The organism is Alkalimonas cellulosilytica (assembly GCF_036325985.1).
In the GTDB taxonomy this organism is placed as follows: Bacteria; Pseudomonadota; Gammaproteobacteria; order Enterobacterales; family Alteromonadaceae; genus Alkalimonas; species Alkalimonas cellulosilytica.
This window is the reverse complement of sequence record NZ_JAUHLI010000009.1, coordinates 183,933-201,852: the sequence shown is the minus strand read 5'-3', so window position 1 is coordinate 201,852 and position 17,920 is coordinate 183,933. Positions and strand designations below refer to the sequence as shown.

General features: G+C 54.8%; 15 protein-coding genes. 9 read left to right on the top strand and 6 right to left on the bottom strand.

Annotated elements, in window-relative coordinates:
• Positions 1-94 precede the first annotated feature (94 nt).
• Positions 95-1,963, bottom strand: coding sequence for a pre-peptidase C-terminal domain-containing protein (locus QWY20_RS10935; RefSeq protein WP_330129048.1), 1,869 nt, complete (start codon positions 1,961-1,963; stop codon positions 95-97).
• 370 nt (positions 1,964-2,333) lie between these two features.
• Positions 2,334-2,546: a 50S ribosomal protein L31 gene (gene rpmE / locus QWY20_RS10930; protein ID WP_091338805.1), complete on the bottom strand. Its 213-nt coding sequence runs from the start codon at positions 2,544-2,546 to the stop codon at positions 2,334-2,336.
• A 229-nt stretch (positions 2,547-2,775) separates the two neighbouring features.
• Here rpmE and priA point away from each other — a divergent pair, with 229 nt between their 5' ends.
• The 5 genes from priA (at position 2,776) to QWY20_RS10905 (ending at position 7,905) form a co-directional block, all read left to right on the top strand.
• On the top strand, positions 2,776-4,950 hold the full coding sequence (priA, locus tag QWY20_RS10925; protein ID WP_330129055.1) for a primosomal protein N': 2,175 nt from the start codon (positions 2,776-2,778) through the stop codon (positions 4,948-4,950).
• A gap of 94 nt (positions 4,951-5,044) precedes the next feature.
• Positions 5,045-5,572 carry an SPOR domain-containing protein gene (locus QWY20_RS10920; protein ID WP_330129047.1) on the top strand — a complete coding sequence of 176 codons (528 nt, stop codon included), beginning with the start codon at positions 5,045-5,047 and terminating at the stop codon, positions 5,570-5,572.
• A 69-nt stretch (positions 5,573-5,641) separates the two neighbouring features.
• Positions 5,642-6,160, top strand: coding sequence for an ATP-dependent protease subunit HslV (gene hslV / locus QWY20_RS10915; RefSeq protein ID WP_330129046.1), 519 nt, complete (start codon positions 5,642-5,644; stop codon positions 6,158-6,160).
• Positions 6,161-6,172: 12 nt separating this feature from the next.
• Positions 6,173-7,501, top strand: a complete 1,329-nt coding sequence (gene hslU, locus QWY20_RS10910) for an HslU--HslV peptidase ATPase subunit (protein WP_330129045.1) — start codon at positions 6,173-6,175, stop codon at positions 7,499-7,501.
• Positions 7,502-7,503: 2 nt separating this feature from the next.
• Positions 7,504-7,905: a DUF971 domain-containing protein gene (locus QWY20_RS10905; protein WP_330129044.1), complete on the top strand. Its 402-nt coding sequence runs from the start codon at positions 7,504-7,506 to the stop codon at positions 7,903-7,905.
• A gap of 18 nt (positions 7,906-7,923) precedes the next feature.
• Here QWY20_RS10905 and QWY20_RS10900 read toward each other — a convergent pair whose 3' ends face one another.
• Together QWY20_RS10900 and QWY20_RS10895 are read right to left on the bottom strand one after the other, a co-directional pair.
• Entirely contained in the window at positions 7,924-8,652 is a 729-nt protein-coding gene (locus QWY20_RS10900) for a substrate-binding periplasmic protein (RefSeq protein ID WP_330129043.1), read from the bottom strand.
• A gap of 59 nt (positions 8,653-8,711) precedes the next feature.
• Complete coding sequence (locus tag QWY20_RS10895; protein ID WP_330129042.1) at positions 8,712-10,580, bottom strand: methyl-accepting chemotaxis protein; 1,869 nt, start codon at positions 10,578-10,580, stop codon at positions 8,712-8,714.
• A 462-nt stretch (positions 10,581-11,042) separates the two neighbouring features.
• On the opposite strand from QWY20_RS10895, the gene rraA reads away from it, so the two are divergent.
• On the top strand, positions 11,043-11,528 hold the full coding sequence (gene rraA / locus QWY20_RS10890; protein ID WP_330129041.1) for a ribonuclease E activity regulator RraA: 486 nt from the start codon (positions 11,043-11,045) through the stop codon (positions 11,526-11,528).
• A gap of 3 nt (positions 11,529-11,531) precedes the next feature.
• Positions 11,532-12,611 (top strand): formimidoylglutamase, encoded by a 1,080-nt coding sequence (locus QWY20_RS10885; protein WP_330129040.1) that lies wholly within the window; start codon positions 11,532-11,534, stop codon positions 12,609-12,611.
• On the opposite strand, the gene QWY20_RS10880 is transcribed toward QWY20_RS10885, so the two are convergent.
• The gene (locus QWY20_RS10880) at positions 12,559-14,094 is read right to left on the bottom strand and encodes a putative bifunctional diguanylate cyclase/phosphodiesterase (RefSeq protein ID WP_330129039.1); all 1,536 of its coding nucleotides are present in this window, start codon (positions 14,092-14,094) and stop codon (positions 12,559-12,561) included. The genes QWY20_RS10885 and QWY20_RS10880 overlap by 53 nt on opposite strands.
• 59 nt (positions 14,095-14,153) lie before the next feature.
• Positions 14,154-15,386, bottom strand: coding sequence for an imidazolonepropionase (gene hutI, locus QWY20_RS10875; protein ID WP_330129038.1), 1,233 nt, complete (start codon positions 15,384-15,386; stop codon positions 14,154-14,156).
• Positions 15,387-15,509: 123 nt separating this feature from the next.
• On the opposite strand from hutI, the gene hutC reads away from it, so the two are divergent.
• Both hutC and hutU read left to right on the top strand, forming a co-directional pair.
• Positions 15,510-16,238: a histidine utilization repressor gene (gene hutC / locus QWY20_RS10870; RefSeq protein ID WP_330129037.1), complete on the top strand. Its 729-nt coding sequence runs from the start codon at positions 15,510-15,512 to the stop codon at positions 16,236-16,238.
• Positions 16,238-17,917, top strand: a complete 1,680-nt coding sequence (hutU, locus tag QWY20_RS10865; protein ID WP_330129036.1) for a urocanate hydratase — start codon at positions 16,238-16,240, stop codon at positions 17,915-17,917. The genes hutC and hutU overlap by 1 nt, the downstream gene beginning before the upstream one ends.
• Positions 17,918-17,920 lie beyond the last annotated feature (3 nt).

Here is a 17,920-nt window from a genome sequence, read left to right as displayed (position 1 = left end):
ACCATCCTTGAAGGTTATGAACTTGCTCAGTCTCTTGGAGCTGACTTGTGATCAAGAGACAGACCATACGGCGGGGGCTGTGTTACATGGCAACTTAAAACTGCACCCAAAGCGGAGCGGTACAAAGCCCATTCTGATCGCACAGCTGATAACTAGCGCCTGCGGCACTGGTTTTAAACTGATCGTTGTAACGACCTGGCCGTGTCAGAACGGCTACGGTTTCACCATCGCGCTGCAGCAAGAGTGGCTGTGTCGCACTGTCCCAGCGCAATTGCACCAGGGTTGCGCCTGAGCGTCCCTGATTGACCCGGATCACTTCTAACTGAGAATCCGTATCGTAGGCGGGCCCGGTATGCACATGAATAGCGCAATCGGATATCACTGATTCGACCCGGTAGTTTTGCTGCAACAGCTCACCGTAACAACCACTCACATCGGTGATTTGCCAGCCATCTTCCAGATTAATCTGAAACTCAGCTGGCTCGCCGGCGATGACATAGCGCTCTGCCGGTGTCACACTGGCGCCTTCGTCGCTGTCCGCTGTCAGGAAAAAGCTGGTGTAGTAAGGGTATGGGTTGGTTGGATGATAAGCCTGGCTATAGGGCTGACTGCCATCAATGCTCAACCGGATAGGCCGAACATCCGAGCTGTCGCTGAATAAATTGTACTGATCACCCGCCACCAAACGGTGCCGCAGCAAGTCCTGAATGATCACCGGTTGACCACACTCAGCTTGAACAAACACCGTTTGCTCATCGGCCCGCAGCACATAGACTGCACCAGTGCCATCGACAATGCCTGTGCCATCAGCGCCCACAAATAAAGAAGCACGCTCATCAATCGACACTGTGCGCCCTGACGTACCAAGATGCGCCAGCAATACCGCTGAACGTCCCATACGGTCACGGTTGGCAAAATGAGTGTCATTCAGTGTGCCTTCCAGTTGAGGAAACTGCAGGAAATCAGTGCTGATATGAATGGAGTTATCACAAAAATCTGCCACCAGCTCGCGACTGATAGCATTAGGGCGAGAGCCCGGATCGTACACGAATTCACTCAACACCATGCTACCGGCTGAAGTACCACCAATCACCCCACCCTTGCTGTACACGTATTGAATGGCCTCTTGCACCTTGGTCCCTTGCCAGTAATCGACGTAGGTGGATTGATCGCCGCCAGCCATCCAGACAAACTCGGCAGTACGAATGGCCCAGTCGACATAATCGCTGTTGGCTTTGTCACGGGAGTTAACAATAATCGACTCGACCGAAGCCGCTTCCGTCAGCTCCATAAAGTAATCGTTGTAGCCATCGGCACCCGAGGTACGTAACACCACAATATTGCCGCCCTGCAGATGTGGCCGGATCCGCTGACTAAAAGCCGCATCAACATCCGAGCCGCCCCCCATTAACAGCAAAGCCGGGCTGTCCGCATCCAAATCGATGCAGACATCGCTCGGAGTGCCCGTCAGATAACTGGTAATGTTGCTTGGCTTGGCTGGCCTGAACCCGTAACCACAATCCACTTCCTCAAACACCTCAGGCTCTGCCAGGGTCACGGTCAGTTGGTAACTTGGAGAGCCGCTCCAGCGATTCACTTCAATGTAGTAACGTCCAGCTTCAACATTACTAACGGTCCCCACTTCCGGGTTCATACTGGTGGCGCGCCGGGCAATATCCTGATTTACCGAGGTACGGCCGGCTTCATAAAAGTACCAATCGGCATCTGCTCCGGATTGATGGCTGAGCGTGATGGTGACATCACTAAGCTGTGGGATATCGATAAAAAACCAGTCGCTGCTGTCGGTGCGGCTAACACTGCCACTGACAGGGACAGCGTCACACACCGGGCCATTCGCTGCGCTGGCGGAGTTATTGGGTTCTGTTTCTGCGGTGATGCATGCAGCCGAAACGGAACCGGCAACGCAACACAGCATCGCTGTTATCGCAATGATCGCTTTCATTTTATTGCTTCCTGAGTTGTTTTTGTGGGTCTGCCAGGCAAAAGCCATGGCAACAGGCACAGGCTCAGTCAGACAGAGCCTGTTAAGGTGCTACGGTAAAGAGGGAATTTATTCGTCGAACCACTCGGATAAATGGTAGTCGACCGAGCAGGCATGCAAACCACTCAGCAAGAAAGCCGGGGTTTTTACAACAATAACAAGGCATGCTGCAATCATAACGAGGAATGAGTTTATCCAAAACACATTGGATAAATATTCGCCATCTTGTATAGATTGTCAAGCGTTAAAACTGTGGCAAAGGGCTTTGTGAAGCAAACAACAGGCACAAAAAAAGCACCCGCAGGTGCTTTTCTGTCGGTGCAAAGCGTGATTAGCGCTTACCCACCATGCTGAAACGCTTCTTGAAGCGATCAACACGACCACCAACGTCCAGTACTTTTTGCTTGCCGGTGTAGAACGGATGGCAGGCAGAGCAGACGTCCAGATGGATGTCTTTGCACAGGGCTGAACGGGTTTTAAACGTATTACCGCAGGTACAGGTTGCAGTAATTTCTTGGTATTCTGGGTGAATTCCTGGCTTCATGGGTTACCTCAGTTTAAGGCCGTATCGCCACCTGGTCGCTTAACGCCGGGCACCATACGCGGTTACAGTTCAATTAGGGCGCGTAGTTTATTCGATCTGCTTTAGGCTTGCAAGCAACTGCTGCACGATTCAGCATGCTTTTTCGGTTGCGAAGCCATGGGCCCTGTCGATACACTAACAGCTTCATTCATCGGTGGCCCTGGGCCACACTCAACGGGTAGCCGTGCCAGTGTCAGTGATCCGGGTTGCTTTACCAGTCCCCTTGCGTCAATCCTTTGATTATTTGCTACCAGCCGGTAGCGAAGTAAAGGTTGGTTGCCGCGTTCTGGTGCCTTTTGGCAAAAGGGAATTGGTAGGGATTGTCTGGCAGCTGCAACCTGCGGATGCTTATGCCGAGGATACGTTAAAACCCATTATTGAGCCACTGGATAGCACCCCGGTATTGTCTGAACGTCTTTGTCAGTTGCTGTCCTTTGCTGCCGATTACTACCATCACCCCCTGGGGGAGGTGCTGATCTCCGCCATCCCGGCGTTGCTGCGCGAAGGTAAGCCACTTCCCAGCTGCCAGTCGCTAAACTACCAGCTTACCCAGGCAGGTCTTGCTGCCACTGAGATGGATTTACAGCGCGCGCCTAAGCAGCTGGCGCTGTGGCAGCAGTTACAACAAGGGGATGTAGCCGCTGACGACATCCCCGCCGAACAACGACCGGCACTGCGGGCGCTGCTGCAAAAACAGCTGGTGGCAGCAATTGAAGTGCCTTTTGCTCCCTACCCGGTAATAACCACTGCCAGTGCCGGTTTAAAGTTAACCACCGATCAGGCGCTGGCGGTCTCTGCCATTGTGCAGGCACAGGGCCGCTTTCAGCCATTGTTGCTCGAAGGTGTGACCGGCTCCGGCAAAACCGAAGTGTATTTGCAAAGCATCGCCCCTTTACTGGCAGAGGGGAAACAGGTGCTGGTGCTGGTACCAGAGATAGGCTTAACCCCGCAAACGCTGGCACGTTTTGCCGATCGATTTGCCGTGCCGGTGCTTAGCTGGCATTCCGGACTCACCGATACCGAACGTCTGAGGTGCTGGCAGCAAGCGGCCACCGGCAGCGCGGCCATTGTGATTGGCACCCGCTCGGCATTGTTTCTACGCTTTGCCAACCTGGGGCTTATCGTGGTGGATGAAGAACATGATGCCTCGCTCAAGCAGCAGGATGGCTTTCGCTACCATGCCCGTGATCTGGCCATTAAACGGGCCGCACTGGAGCGATGCCCGGTGGTGCTGGGTTCGGCCACACCCAGCCTGGAAAGCCTGCACAATGCACTGCAAGGCCGCTTCCAGCTGTTAACGCTGAGCAACCGGGCCAGTGGTCAGCAATTGCCTCAACTTGAGCTGATCAATTTACAACAGCAACCGGTGCAGTTTGGCCTGGCCGAAAGCACCATTCAGCAAATAAAAAAGACCCTGCAGCAAGGTTTTCAGGTGATGCTGTTTTTAAACCGGCGCGGCTTTGCTCCGGCTTTGTCATGCGATGAGTGCGGCTGGGTCGCCGATTGCCAGCGCTGCGATGCCAGCATGACCTGGCATAAAAGCGATCGTCAGCTCAATTGCCACCACTGCGGCAGCAGCCGGCCGGTCCCCCGCCAATGCGGCCACTGCGGCAGTACCCGGCTGGTGCCACTGGGCCAGGGCACCGAACAACTGGAAACCCAGCTGCAACCGATGTTTCCGGATGTTCCAGTGGTACGACTGGATCGCGACAGCACCCGGCGCAAAGGCAGCCTGGCCGAAGCCCTGCAACACATTACCGAAGGCGGGCCCCAGCTGATTGTCGGTACCCAGATGCTGGCCAAAGGCCATCATTTTCCAAAAGTCACCCTGGTGGTGATTGTTGATGTCGATGGCGCTCTGTTTAGCAGCGACTTTCGCGCACCGGAGCAGCTGGCGCAATTGATCACCCAGGTGGCTGGTCGCGCTGGCCGGGCGCAGCATGCCGGCAAAGTACTGCTGCAAAGCCGCTATCCGGACCATGGCATCTTGCAGGATATCATCCACAACGGCTACGACTCCTTTGCCCGACTGGCACTGACTGAACGACAGCAAACCTTATTGCCCCCCTACCAGTTTCTGGCGCTGTTTCGCGCCGAATCGCATCAGGACGACGTACCGAGGCAATGGCTGCAGCAGTTGGTCGAGCTGGCGCAAACAGCAGCCCCGGCTATACAACTGCTGGGGCCAATCCGGGCACCGCTGGAGCGCAAAGCCGGCAAATACCGCTGGCAGCTGCATTGCTACAGCGCCAGCCGCGCTGGCCTGCACCAACTGCTTGATCAGCTGATTGCCGCCAGTCAGGGTTGGCCACTGAGCCGCAAGCTGCGCTGGCAACTGGATGTGGATCCGGTGGACTTATCCTAAACCTGGCCGAGTAGCTCTGCGGATGTCGATTGCACTGCTGTCCCCTAAACCGCTAGAATAGCCCCTGATTCGATGTTGGAGTACCAGGCCCGCCATGCCAAAACGTGATTATGTAAAAACCGCCCGCCCACAAGCCAAATCCCGTAAAAAAGCGCCGGCCAAAGCGCCTTTTCCCTGGCTGGTGCTGTCGGTCACGGCTGGGCTGGTGTTTGTTTTTGGCTGGTTTCTCTGGACCATCAACCAGCAGGAGCCGGTCGCTACCAAGCCGCAGCCAGCTGCGGTGGTCAAAGATGAATTGCCTGAGCGCCCCACGGAAGAGCCGTACCAGTACATCCGCGAACTGGAAAACCGCGAAGTGGTGGTGGAAGTGCGTGAGCTTGAGTCGCGCGGGCCGTTTCAAATGCAGTGCGCCTCCTTTCGCAGCGAGCAGCAAGCCGATGCGATGCGGGCGCAGATTGCCTTTGCCGGCTTTTCCTCCACCATTCGCCGCACCGAAGGCAGCAATGGTGTCTGGTATCGGGTAGTGCTAGGCCCTTACGACAGCCGGCGTCAGGCCGAAGCCGATCGCAACCGGCTTCGCCGCAACGGCATCAACAGTTGCCAAATCTGGAACTGGAACTAGCAAGCGCCCTTGAAAAGCGAGCATGAAGCCCTCAGATAGCCGTTATCTGAAATGCCATAAGGGCTCCACATGACTACCATCGTTTCTGTTCGCCGCAATGGCCAGGTCGCACTGGGCGGCGATGGCCAGGTTTCGCTTGGCAATACCGTAATGAAAGGCAATGCCCGCAAGGTGCGCCGCCTCTACCACAACAAAGTGCTGGCCGGTTTTGCCGGCGGTACCGCCGATGCCTTTACCTTATTTGAACGTTTTGAAGCCAAATTGGAGATGCACCAGGGCCACCTGATGCGGGCTGCGGTGGAGCTGGCCAAAGACTGGCGCACCGATCGTATGCTAAGACGCTTAGAGGCGTTGCTGGCAGTAGCCGATGCCAACACCTCGCTGATCATCACCGGCAATGGCGATGTGATCCAACCGGAACATGATTTGATTGCTATAGGCAGTGGCGGCCCTTTTGCCCAGGCTGCTGCGACCGCCCTGCTGGAAAATACCGAACTAGCCGCCCAGGACATTGTTGAAAAAAGTCTGACCATCGCTGGCAATATTTGCGTATTTACCAACCAGCACCACACCATTGAACAGTTATAAGCAGGTTACCTTATGTCCGATATGACACCCAGAGAAATTGTGCACGAGCTGGATCGGCACATCATTGGCCAGCATCAAGCCAAACGCGCTGTTGCCATTGCGCTGCGTAACCGCTGGCGCCGCATGCAGCTTCCTGAAGCCTTGCGCCAGGAAGTCACGCCTAAAAATATTCTGATGATAGGCCCAACCGGGGTGGGGAAAACCGAAATTGCCCGGCGTTTGGCCAAGCTGGCCAATGCGCCTTTTATTAAGGTTGAAGCGACCAAGTTCACCGAGGTGGGCTATGTCGGCAAGGATGTGGAAAGCATTATCCGCGATCTGGCCGACAGTGCTGTGAAAATGCTGCGCGAGCAGGAAATTGCCAAGAATCAGTACCGGGCCGAAGAAGCCGCCGAAGAACGCATTTTGGATGCGCTCTTGCCACGCGCTCGTGATAACTGGCAAGACGACCAGCCAGCAGAAAACAGCAACACCCGTCAGGTGTTTCGCAAAAAGCTGCGCGAAGGCCAGCTGGATGATAAAGAAATCGATATCGACATTGCTCAGCCGCAGCTTGGCATTGAAATCATGACCCCACCAGGCATGGAAGAGATGACCTCGCAATTGCAAAGCATGTTTCAGAACCTGAGCAGTGATCGCAAGAAAAAGCGAAAATTGAAAATCAAAGATGCCTTCAAACTGCTGGTGGAAGAAGAAGCCAGCCGTTTAGTCAATCCGGAAGAGCTGAAACTGCAAGCCATCGAATTGGTCGAACAAAACGGCATTGTGTTTTTGGATGAAGTGGACAAAATCTGCAAGCGGGAAAACACCGGTGGCCCGGATGTCTCCCGTGAAGGCGTGCAGCGTGACCTGCTGCCGCTGATTGAAGGCTGTACCGTCAACACCAAGCACGGCATGATAAAAACCGATCACATTCTGTTTATCGCTTCGGGTGCCTTCCAGATGAGTAAGCCATCGGATCTGGTGCCGGAGCTGCAGGGCCGCCTGCCCATCCGGGTGGAGTTATCTGCGCTGACTGCGGATGATTTTGAGCGGGTCTTAACTGAGCCAAAAGCATCGCTAACCGAGCAAAGCATTGCCATGCTGGCGACCGAAGGGGTGAAACTGGAGTTTACCAAAGACGGTATTCGCAAACTGGCCGATGCCGCTTTTCATGTCAATGAAAAAACAGAAAACATCGGTGCCCGTCGTCTGTATACCGTGATGGAGCGTTTGCTGGATGAAATCTCGTTTGAAGCGGCTGATCATGCCGGTCAGAGCGTGCTGGTCGATGCGGCTTATGTCGATAAACATCTGGATGCACTGGTGCAGGACGAAGACTTAAGTCGCTTTATTCTGTAATCATGGTCAAGGCTGCTGAGGTCCGCAAGCTGCATTATCACAAGCGCAGCAAACTGCTGGAGCTGCATTTTTCCGATGGCAGCAGCGCCAGCCTTTCGGCCGAGTTTTTGCGGGTGCACTCCCCCTCGGCCGAAGTACAAGGCCATGGCAAGCCAGTACTGGTAACAGGCAAACAGCAGGTTGGCATTGAGCGGCTGGAGCCAAGTGGTCATTACGGGGTGCGGATTTGCTTTGACGATGGCCATCAAACGGGCATCTACCGCTGGGCTTACCTACAGCAACTCGCCAGTGAGCAAACCGAACTGTGGCAGTACTACCAACAGCGACTGGCAGCGGCCAAAGCCAGGCAAGACAGTGTCCCCATTCGTTTTATTGATGCCGCAAAGAGCAGCAAAGACCATTGATGCGACATTGACGGGCCACTAGTCTGGTGGCCCGGTTTCCATTTCTTGTTGCTCACCGTACAATCTTTGCCAGGCCTGCTGCAGACGCTCTACCACCGCAGCACGGGTTCCTTTACTGGCCGCCAGATAAACATCCGCCCGTGATGCCGGAATAGGCAGCAACACTTGCACAGCATCGCCGGGTAATTGATAGGGCTTTAATAACTCCGGCAACAGCAAAGGGTTTTCCAACACTGCATCGATCCGGCCATTCATTAACAGCTGCAGCGCTTCATCGGTGCTGGCGGTATAAAACACATCCAACAATTCCGCTTCAGGCAAGCTTTGTACCAGGGAAGCAGCCGCATGACCTCTCGCTAACGCCAAAGATAGAGGCTGCTGATGCTGCAAACGACTTTGCAAAGACAGAAAATTATCAGCTTTTACCAGCACAGCCAGCTCAAAGCTGGCAATCCGACCAATCCACTCAAACTCCGCTTCCCGCATTGCAGTACGGGCTATGGGATAAATCAGTACATTAGATTCAGAGCGGGCCAGTTGATAGGATCTAGCCCAGGGATACATAGCAAACTCAGCCTCGACACCAGCTTCGGTTAACAGTCGGCGCACCCAATCGGTGTTGCTGCCTGATACCTCACCATGCTCCAGTGTCTGATAAGGGCTCATCGGGGTTGTCACCGCTTTCAATGGCTCGGCCTGACACCAGCCAAACAACCCCACAGCAATCGCCCATAGCAATAGTCGCATCACATCGTCCCTAATTTAGCGCATGCCTTGACTATAGAGCTGTCCCTAAAAATGTCAACTCAGGCTTTGAAGCGATCCACCGTCTGATGCAAACGAGCTGCCTGCATCGCCACTTCGTCACTGATTTCAGCATTGTGCTGCGCATGCTGATACGACTGTACTGAAATATCACGAATTTTTACCACATTTTGGTTCACTTCTGCCGCCACCTGACTTTGCTCCTCAATGGCCGCCGCGATCTGGGTGGTCATGTCCATAATGCCACTGACATCCTCAGTAATTTGTTCCAGCAGCTGCCGCGCCAGCTGCGCCTGCTCGGCACTGGATAAACCCTGCTCACGGCAGTGCAGCATGACCTGCACAATGTCCTGGGTACGGCCCTGCAAGCCACCAATGATCTGCTCAATTTGCCGGGTGGACTCCTGGGTACGCATCGCCAGGTTTCGCACCTCATCTGCCACCACAGCAAAACCACGTCCCTGCTCCCCTGCCCGGGCAGCTTCAATAGCAGCATTCAGTGCCAGCAAATTGGTTTGCTCGGCAATGCCCCGGATCACATCCAATACCGAGCCTATGGTCTGGCTGTCCTGCTCGAGTGCCTCAACTACCTGGGTCGCATCCTGCAATTCGGCCGATAAACGCTGAATACCAGCAACTGTTTTCTCCACCTCTTGTTGGCCATGCTGGGCATTGTCATTGGTGCTGCTGGCCCGACTGGCAGTGCTTTCGGTATTGCCAGCGATTTCATTGATGGTGGCCCCCATCTCAGTGACTGCGGTGGCCACCATATCGCTTTCCTGCTGCTGCAGCTGCATGCCATCGCTGGTTTCATTGGTCGATTTTGCCAGCTGCTGAGTGGCCGTATCCAGCATCTCCAAGGCCTGATTGACGTTGTTGACCAGGTCCTGAAAGTCGCCAATCATGCCATTGACGTCGGTAGCCAACTGGGTCATTTCATCTTTGCCTTCCATCTGAATACGCTGACGGAAATCATTGTCACGCCGGATCAAACCAACGGTCTGGCAAACCGCCAGGATCGGCTGCAAAATGCTGCGGCTGGTTAAAAATACCAGCCCTAGTACCACCAACAGTACCAGCACAAAGAAGCTTAGCGCCAGCCACTGGGTGCGGGCAACCGCATCGGCTATAGCCTGACCAGTCGCATCCGATAACTGCTTCAAACTTTGCTCAGTCGCATGAATAGCTCGGCGCATCTCCCCTTGTAAACCAGAGTTTTGATCCAGTCCGGCCTGCTGATAGGCAGTCACCAGATTACTAAAGGCTTGCTGATAAGCAGCTGACAATTGCTGTAGCTGCTGGCGCTCTGCGCTATCTGCAGATTGAATCGCACGCTGTAGCTGCTGGAAGTCTTGTCCAAAGCGTTGGTAATAATCTGCGTTGCGGCGCAATAAAAAATCTTTTTCGTGGCGGCGCAGCTGTAACAAGAGTGCCATCAAACGGTCATCCCCGCGTTGCTGCACCAATTGTTCTATCTCTTGAGCGGCCTGGCGCAGCTCCCCTTGCAACCCCTCGGCAGGCGTTAAGCCCATCAACTGATATTGTCGTACCAAGGCAGCAAAGCTTTGCTGGTATCGCTCGGTCAATTGACTGAACTCCTGCAAAGGCTGACGATCAATGCCATGCTGCTGTAGATCCGCATCCAGACTGGCGGCTAATTGCTGCATACCACTGTAGTGTTGTTGCATTCGCTCCAGGTAGCGCGCTTCAAACCGGAGCAAAAAATCTTTTTCATGGCGGCGAAACATCAACACATCGGTATTGAGGCGCTGCACGCTTTCCTGTGCCTTAGCCAGACTTGTCAACTGGCTGCTTTGATAAAACAGTAGCCATAACATCACCAACATCGCCAGCACCAAAGCAATGCCATTCGCCATCAACCGCTGTTTAATACTAAATTGACGAAACATAATCTCTCCCGTCAGAGCACTCCTGAGTTCATTAACAAGAATAGTGAGTAATTTCTGATACTGCGCGCAAATCAAAGAAAAAATTGATGCACCGCTAAGATTCTGCAGATAAAGGACAAAGAGCCAGGATAAGCGCTTGAGCTGTCACACCAGCGAGCTATACCCAAGTAACCTCAAGATGCAGAATTCAGCGGGAGATAAAATCACTTGAGGCAAGGCTGCTGTTGGAAGCTTTGGTGGTTCCAAAGCGAGAACAGTGAACGCGGCATCAAGCGATTTTAGCGCCGCCCTGCGGGAGCCGCTGGGCGCTTCCACTGCGGTGTTACCATGGCTAGCAAGGTAGTCGACATTGCGTCGCCAGGGTGCCTTGCATTGAAAGCGCCCAGCGTCTCTGAAGCTCGCATCTTGAGGTTACTTGGGTATATACTAGAACTCACCTCGCGCTGTTTACCGGAGCCACCCATGGAATACAACACCTCTGAACTTTCTGATCTGTACGCCGACTCAATTGATGTGGTGGAGCCCATCTTCAGCAACTACGGTGGCCGCCGCTCTTTTGGTGGCCAGGTTCGCACCATTAAGTGCTTTGAAGACAATGGCCTGATTCGTCAGGTACTGGCTGAGCCAGGAGTTGGTAAGGTGCTGCTGATCGATGGCGGCGGCTCGACCCGCCGGGCTTTGCTCGATGCCGACCTGGTGTCACTGGCCAACAGTCAGGGTTGGGAAGGGATTGTTTGTTATGGTTGTGTACGGGATGTCGATGCGCTGGAAGACTTCGACGTCGGAGTTCAGGCCATCAATGCCATCCCAGTCGGCGCCGATGATAAAGGCTTTGGCGAGCTGGATGTTCCTGTGAACTTTGCCGGCGTTACCTTTTTACCGGACGATCACCTCTACGCCGATAACACCGGTATTATTTTATCGCCCGATCCACTGGATATCGAATAAACCATGGCTTTACTGCGCTACCAAACCGAACAGCTCAAGGCCTGGTTCAACCCTCGACCAGATGAACAAAAGCAAGGCCAAAGCCTGTTGTTGCTTGATGATGCTCTGCCAATCATCGAAGCACTGCAACAGGCCAAATCGCGAGGCGCCCGCTTTGCACTGCTGGGGATCCCGGAAGATATTGGCCCAAGGGCGAATCTTGGCCAGGGCGGTGCTGACCTCGGCTGGCAAGCCTTTTTGCGCTGTTGGCTTAACCTGCAGGCCAATCAGTTTACGGAAGCAGCAGGCCCGATTTTACTGGCCGGTGAAGTGGACTGCGCGGACTTGCAGCAGCAAAGTCAGGCTTTGGACAGCAGCAAACCAGTCCAGCTGCAGCAATTACGGCAGCTGTGTGCCGAGCTGGATGTTCGGGTAGCGCAAGCCATCCAACCTTTGTTTGATGCCGGCTTTGATGTGATGGTGATTGGTGGTGGCCACAACAATGCTTATCCCATCATCAAGGCGTTGGCGCAACAAACCGGCTTGCCTGTCAGCTGCGCGAATCTGGACCCACATGCCGACTTTCGCGCGCAGGAAGGACGCCACAGTGGCAACGGTTTTAGCTACGCCAAAGCAGAGCAATTACTGGATCATTACTTTGTGCTTGGTCTGCACGAATTAAAGAACAACAGAGCCAGCCTGACTGCGCTGCAACAAGCCGGCGCTGAGTTTATCAGCTTACAAAAACTAAGCCCCCGCCAGGAGATTTCATGGCCAGAGGCCTTGGATCAATGCGTTGATTTTGTCGCCAGCTCTGAAGGGGCTATAGGTATTGAACTGGATACCGACAGCATTGAGTTGATGCCGGTCAGCGCCTTTACCAGTTGCGGCCTTTCGGTAAAAGCGGCTGAGCAATTCGTCTACCAGATGGCACAATTACCACGCTGCCGTTACCTGCATTTGGCAGAAGCCGCCCCTGGCCGCCACCCGGCCGGGCAGGCTGCCGGTATGCAACATGCGGGGCAGGTACTTGCAGCTTTATGCTATGCTTTTATTCAGGCGAGAGCGGTCCTGCCTGACCAGACGAGTGGTGCCATTGCCTAAGCCAGGGCTCTAATCCAGCTAATTCAAAAGGCCGGGAGTAATAAAACCCCTGGCCCCGGGTGCACCCCATACGCACTAACTTCTGTTCCACTAACTCTTCTTCGATCCCTTCGGCAACAACCCCCAAACCAAGATTACGGGCAATATCAATAATCGCCCCGGCAATGGCAATGTGAGTATCACTTTTGTGAAGATCATTGATAAAGCTACAGTCAATTTTGACGTGGCTGATGGGCAACTGACGCAGATAAAACAGCGAAGAAAAGCCGGTACCAAAATCATCCAGCACCAATTCCACTCCAAGATTCTTTAAACGCTGCAACATGGTAAGTGCCCGCACAGGATCATCCGTCAGAACCCGCTCGGTCAGCTCCAGTACCAGACTGGCTGGTTTTACCTGATACTCCAGCAGCAAAGCTTGAAGATAATCCACCAGCTCATCCTGCAATAAATCTTTACTGGATAGATTCACAGCCAGCTTCATGGCTGGAAACTCCCTTTTTAACGCCGCTAGACTGGCAACAGCGTGCTGCAATACCCACTCAGTGAGTGAGTAGATCACCCCCAGCTCCTCAGCGGTTTCCAGAAAGTCTTCCGGTGACAATAATCCCAGCCGAGGGTGTTGCCAACGAACCAGCACTTCGAACGCCAGCAGTTGGCGCTGTTTTAACTCGATCTGGGGTTGCACATAAAGTAACAGTTGATTTTGCTCAATACCCTGCCGTAATTCAGCCATTAAACGTAGCTTGCCGTCCGTATAATTAAGTAAAGAGGGATCAAAGACGGCATTATCCGGCGCCTGACAGCGATGATGTTGTAGTGCAAGATAGGCGCGATCCATCAGCTCATTTAGTTGACTGCCGTGCTCAGGAAAGCAGGCAATACCACTGACCAATTGATAGCTCATAGCACTACTTTGCAACACCAGAGGCTGCGTGACCGAGTCTTCAACCTGTTTAGCCAATTGCTCAGCCAGATAAGGTTTAGTGGTGATATCAACCCATGCCATAAAAGCAACCCCACCCAGATGACACAACCGAATGGCTTTTTGCTCGCGCCACTCCAGACAAAGCAATTCTTCGTGCTGATGCAACTGCTCGTTGATACGATGCGCCAGCTGCATCAGCAATAAATTACTGTTCTGATAACCTAATGCTTCGTTAATTTGTTCAAACTGAGTCACTTTAAACAACACCAACGCGAAACGTTTGCCTTCGGATTGTTGCAACACGGGTTTCAGCTGTCGCCGCAACAGCTCCTTGTTGGGATAACCACTGATTTCGTCATGCAGTAAAGCATGCTCTGGCTCAGTCAGCGGCACTCGCTGACGCAGTTGCTGCTGCAGCACCCGGATCCGCCATAACAACAGCAAGATCACAACCACCAGCGCCAATGGCCACCATAGCAACCAGGCCGGCACTGATGAAATTGCGGCAAAGGTTGGTAAGGGGATCGCCAGCAGGCAAGCAGTTAAAACGCGCATTCTTTACAACTCAGTAGCATTCATCCGCCTAGCATAGCTGCTTTGGTCTAATTGTAAAGTCAGGGACAGCCGGGTATCACTACTGGCATGCCATTCACCACCAATTGCCGCAAGGAATTCACCCCCTGCTGGTACACCAGCTCCGCCGGCTGGCTGATGGCATAACAGCCAAAGTCAGCTTTGTTGCCAATGGCCAGGGTGCCGGCATCACGGATACCCAGCGCTGTCGCGGCATGGCGGGTCACGCCAAGCAAAGCTTCTTCCGGGGTTAGCGCAAAGAAGGTGCAGGCCATATTCAGCATCAGCGGCAAATTGCACAGCGGCGAGGTGCCAGGATTGAGATCGGTGGCGATGGCCATCGGCACCTGATAACGGCGCAGCAGTTCAATCGGTGGCTTTTTGGTTTCTTTTAAAAAGTAAAAAGCACCGGGCAGCAACACGGCCACAGTGCCGGCTTTCGCCATCGCCTGCACACCGGCCTCATCCAGATACTCGATATGATCGGCCGACAAGCCACCAAACTCGGCCACCAGGGCACTGCCCCCCAGATTGGACAACTGCTCGGCATGGGCTTTGACCGGCAATCCCAGCGCTGTGGCGGTTTGAAACAGCCGGCGGCTTTGTTCGACGCTAAAGCCGATGCCTTCGCAAAACACATCGACCGCATCGACCAGCTGCTGTCGGTGCAGCTCGGGCAGCATGGTCTGGCACAGGTAATCGATGTAGGCATCGCTGTCGCTAAACTCCGGCGGCAGGGCATGAGCGCCCAAAAAGGTGGTATGGATACGAATGGGGTGATGCACCGCCAGCTCACGCGCCACCTGCAGCATTTTTTGCTCGCTGGCCAAGTCCAGTCCGTAGCCGGATTTAATTTCCACTTCGGTCACCCCTTGCGACAGCAAGGCATTGAGCCGGTCTTTGCCAAGCACAAACAGCTGCTCGGCACTGGCCTCGCGGGTGGCTTTAACGGTGGAGCGAATACCGCCCCCGGCTTTGGCAATGGCCTCATAGCTGGCGCCTTGCAGCCGCATTTCAAACTCATTGGCCCGGTTGCCACCATAGACCAAGTGGGTATGGCAATCGATCAGCCCCGGCATCAGCCACTGTCCCTGCACATCGTACAAAGGGGTACTGAGCGCATCAAAGGCGGGCAGTTCACTTTTCGGACCCAGCCAGGCAATGCGGCCGTCTTTTACCGCTATGGCAGCATCGGTGATGGCGCCATAGGGTTCGCTGCCGGCTTGCATGGTGGCCAGATTGGCATTGAGCCAAACCGCATCAAATTCAGTCATTAAGCTACTCCGGGATCAATTCAGTACTGTTTTCATAAAAATAGTGTACCGCAAAAACTTGTATATACAACCAAGATCGGCTATTTTTATTAGCAACCGTTGCCACCAAGGGATCGCCACCGCATGGCCGTCGCCAAATTTGCCGAAATCAAAGATTTCATGCTGACGCAGATCGAAATCGGTGCCTGGCCCGAACACAGCCGGGTGCCGTCCGAGAATGAGCTGGCCGAGCAGTTTGCCGTAAGCCGGATGACCGCCCGCCGCGCGCTGCAAGAGCTGACCGAGCAAGGCATTTTGTACCGCACCCAGGGTGTGGGCAGCTTTGTTGCGGCACTGAAATCGCAATCCTCCTTGCTGGAAATTCGCAACATTGCCGATGAAATCTACAGCCGCGGTCACAGCTACCGGGCCGAGCTGATCCAATTGACCGAGCTGCCCTGCCCGGCCACCGTGGCGGCGGCGCTCGGTTTAAAGCACAACGAGCGGGTGTTTTTCTCGCTGATTGTGCATTTTGAAGACCGCCATCCGCTGCAACTGGAAGCCCGTTACGTCAATCCGCGGCAAGTTCCGGATTACATGGCGCAGGATTTTTCCGCCATCACGCCGCACCTGTATTTAAGCCAGGTGGCACCGCTGACCGAGGCGGAGCATACGGTGGAAGCCATCTTACCGGACAGCTTCACCTGCCAGCATTTGCAATTGAAGAAACCCGAACCCTGCCTGCGTCTGACCCGTCGCACCTTTAGCCGCGATGGTGCCGTCAGCCTGGCGTACCTGACCTCCCCGGGCAGCCGTTACCGGCTCGGGGGCCATTTAAATTTCGCGCCAGCAGGCGCAACCAGGAGCTCATGATGTCTGATCCACGTATCGATAACAGTCGGGTGATCCGCGCCACCAGAGGTGCGGAAAAAACCGCCAAAAGCTGGCTGACCGAAGCCGCCAAACGCATGCTGATGAACAACCTGGACCCGGATGTGGCCGAGCACCCGCAATCGCTGGTGGTGTACGGCGGTATCGGCCGGGCGGCCCGCGACTGGGCCTGCTTCAATAAAATTGTTGAAGTACTGGACCGGCTGGAAGACGACCAGACCTTGCTGGTGCAAAGCGGCAAGCCGGTCGGGGTCTTCCCCACCCACCCGGATGCGCCCCGGGTGCTGATTGCCAACTCCAATCTGGTGCCGGCCTGGGCCAACTGGGAGCACTTTAACGAGCTGGATAAAAAAGGCCTGATGATGTACGGCCAGATGACGGCCGGCTCCTGGATTTACATCGGCTCGCAAGGCATCGTGCAAGGCACTTACGAGACCTTTGTCGCCATGGCCAAACAGCATTTCAATGGCGATGCCAGCGGCAAGTGGATCCTGACCGGAGGCCTGGGCGGCATGGGCGGCGCTCAGCCACTGGCCGGCACCATGGCCGGTTTTCATATGATTGCCTGTGAAGTGGATGAAAGCCGCATTGATTTCCGCCTGCGCACCGGCTACGTCGATGTCAAAGCCACCAGTCTGGATCAGGCGCTGGAGTTGCTGGAGCAAGCCAAAGCCTCCGGCAAGCCCACGTCCATCGGTTTGCTGGCCAATGCCGCCGATGTCTTTGCCGAGCTGGTAGAGCGCAACATCATCCCGGATGTGGTGACCGATCAAACCTCTGCCCACGACCCACTGAATGGGTACCTGCCACAAGGCTGGAGCATGACTGAAGCAGCCGAACGCCGCCTGCAAAACCCGGATCAGGTGGTCAAAGCCGCCAAGCAGTCAATGGCAGTGCAAGTTCAGGCGACGCTCGATATGCAGAGCAAAGGCGCCGTCGCAGTCGATTACGGCAACAACATCCGTCAGATGGCCAAGGACGAAGGCGTGCACAATGCCTTTGATTACCCGGGCTTTGTGCCGGCCTACATCCGGCCGCTGTTTTGTGAAGGTGTTGGACCATTTCGCTGGGTGGCGCTGTCGGGCGATCCGGAAGACATTTACAAGACTGACCAAAAAGTCAAAGAGCTGATCCCGGACAACCCGCACCTGCACCACTGGCTGGATATGGCGCGTGAGAAAATCCACTTTCAGGGCCTGCCAGCCCGCATCTGCTGGATTGGCTTAAAAGATCGCGCCCGGATCGCGCTGGCCTTTAACGAGATGGTAAAAAACGGTGAGCTAAAAGCCCCTATCGTGATTGGCCGTGACCATCTGGACTCCGGCTCCGTTGCCAGCCCGAACCGTGAAACCGAAGCCATGCTGGATGGCTCGGATGCTGTCTCCGACTGGCCACTACTGAACGCCTTGCTGAACACCGCCGGTGGCGCCAGCTGGGTTTCCCTGCACCACGGTGGTGGTGTCGGCATGGGCTACAGCCAGCACTCAGGTGTGGTGATCGTGGCCGATGGCACCGAAGCAGCTGCCAAACGACTGGGCCGGGTTCTGTGGAACGATCCGGGGACCGGCGTGATGCGCCATGCCGATGCCGGCTACGACATTGCCCAAAACTGCGCCCGCGAGCAAGGGCTGGATTTACCGATGTTGAGCACCAAGGAGTAAGCC

Excerpts from the sequence above, each read along its gene's own strand:
- QWY20_RS10935 (WP_330129048.1), bottom strand. The coding sequence starts at position 1,963 with ATGAAAGCGATCATTGCGATAACAGCGATGCTGTGTTGCGTTGCCGGT.
- rpmE (WP_091338805.1), bottom strand. The coding sequence starts at position 2,546 with ATGAAGCCAGGAATTCACCCAGAATACCAAGAAATTACTGCAACCTGT.
- QWY20_RS10920 (WP_330129047.1), top strand. The coding sequence starts at position 5,045 with ATGCCAAAACGTGATTATGTAAAAACCGCCCGCCCACAAGCCAAATCC.
- hslV (WP_330129046.1), top strand. The coding sequence starts at position 5,642 with ATGACTACCATCGTTTCTGTTCGCCGCAATGGCCAGGTCGCACTGGGC.
- hslU (WP_330129045.1), top strand. The coding sequence starts at position 6,173 with ATGTCCGATATGACACCCAGAGAAATTGTGCACGAGCTGGATCGGCAC.
- QWY20_RS10905 (WP_330129044.1), top strand. The coding sequence starts at position 7,504 with ATGGTCAAGGCTGCTGAGGTCCGCAAGCTGCATTATCACAAGCGCAGC.
- QWY20_RS10900 (WP_330129043.1), bottom strand. The coding sequence starts at position 8,652 with ATGCGACTATTGCTATGGGCGATTGCTGTGGGGTTGTTTGGCTGGTGT.
- QWY20_RS10895 (WP_330129042.1), bottom strand. The coding sequence starts at position 10,580 with ATGTTTCGTCAATTTAGTATTAAACAGCGGTTGATGGCGAATGGCATT.
- rraA (WP_330129041.1), top strand. The coding sequence starts at position 11,043 with ATGGAATACAACACCTCTGAACTTTCTGATCTGTACGCCGACTCAATT.
- QWY20_RS10885 (WP_330129040.1), top strand. The coding sequence starts at position 11,532 with ATGGCTTTACTGCGCTACCAAACCGAACAGCTCAAGGCCTGGTTCAAC.
- QWY20_RS10880 (WP_330129039.1), bottom strand. The coding sequence starts at position 14,094 with ATGCGCGTTTTAACTGCTTGCCTGCTGGCGATCCCCTTACCAACCTTT.
- hutI (WP_330129038.1), bottom strand. The coding sequence starts at position 15,386 with ATGACTGAATTTGATGCGGTTTGGCTCAATGCCAATCTGGCCACCATG.
- hutC (WP_330129037.1), top strand. The coding sequence starts at position 15,510 with ATGGCCGTCGCCAAATTTGCCGAAATCAAAGATTTCATGCTGACGCAG.
- hutU (WP_330129036.1), top strand. The coding sequence starts at position 16,238 with ATGTCTGATCCACGTATCGATAACAGTCGGGTGATCCGCGCCACCAGA.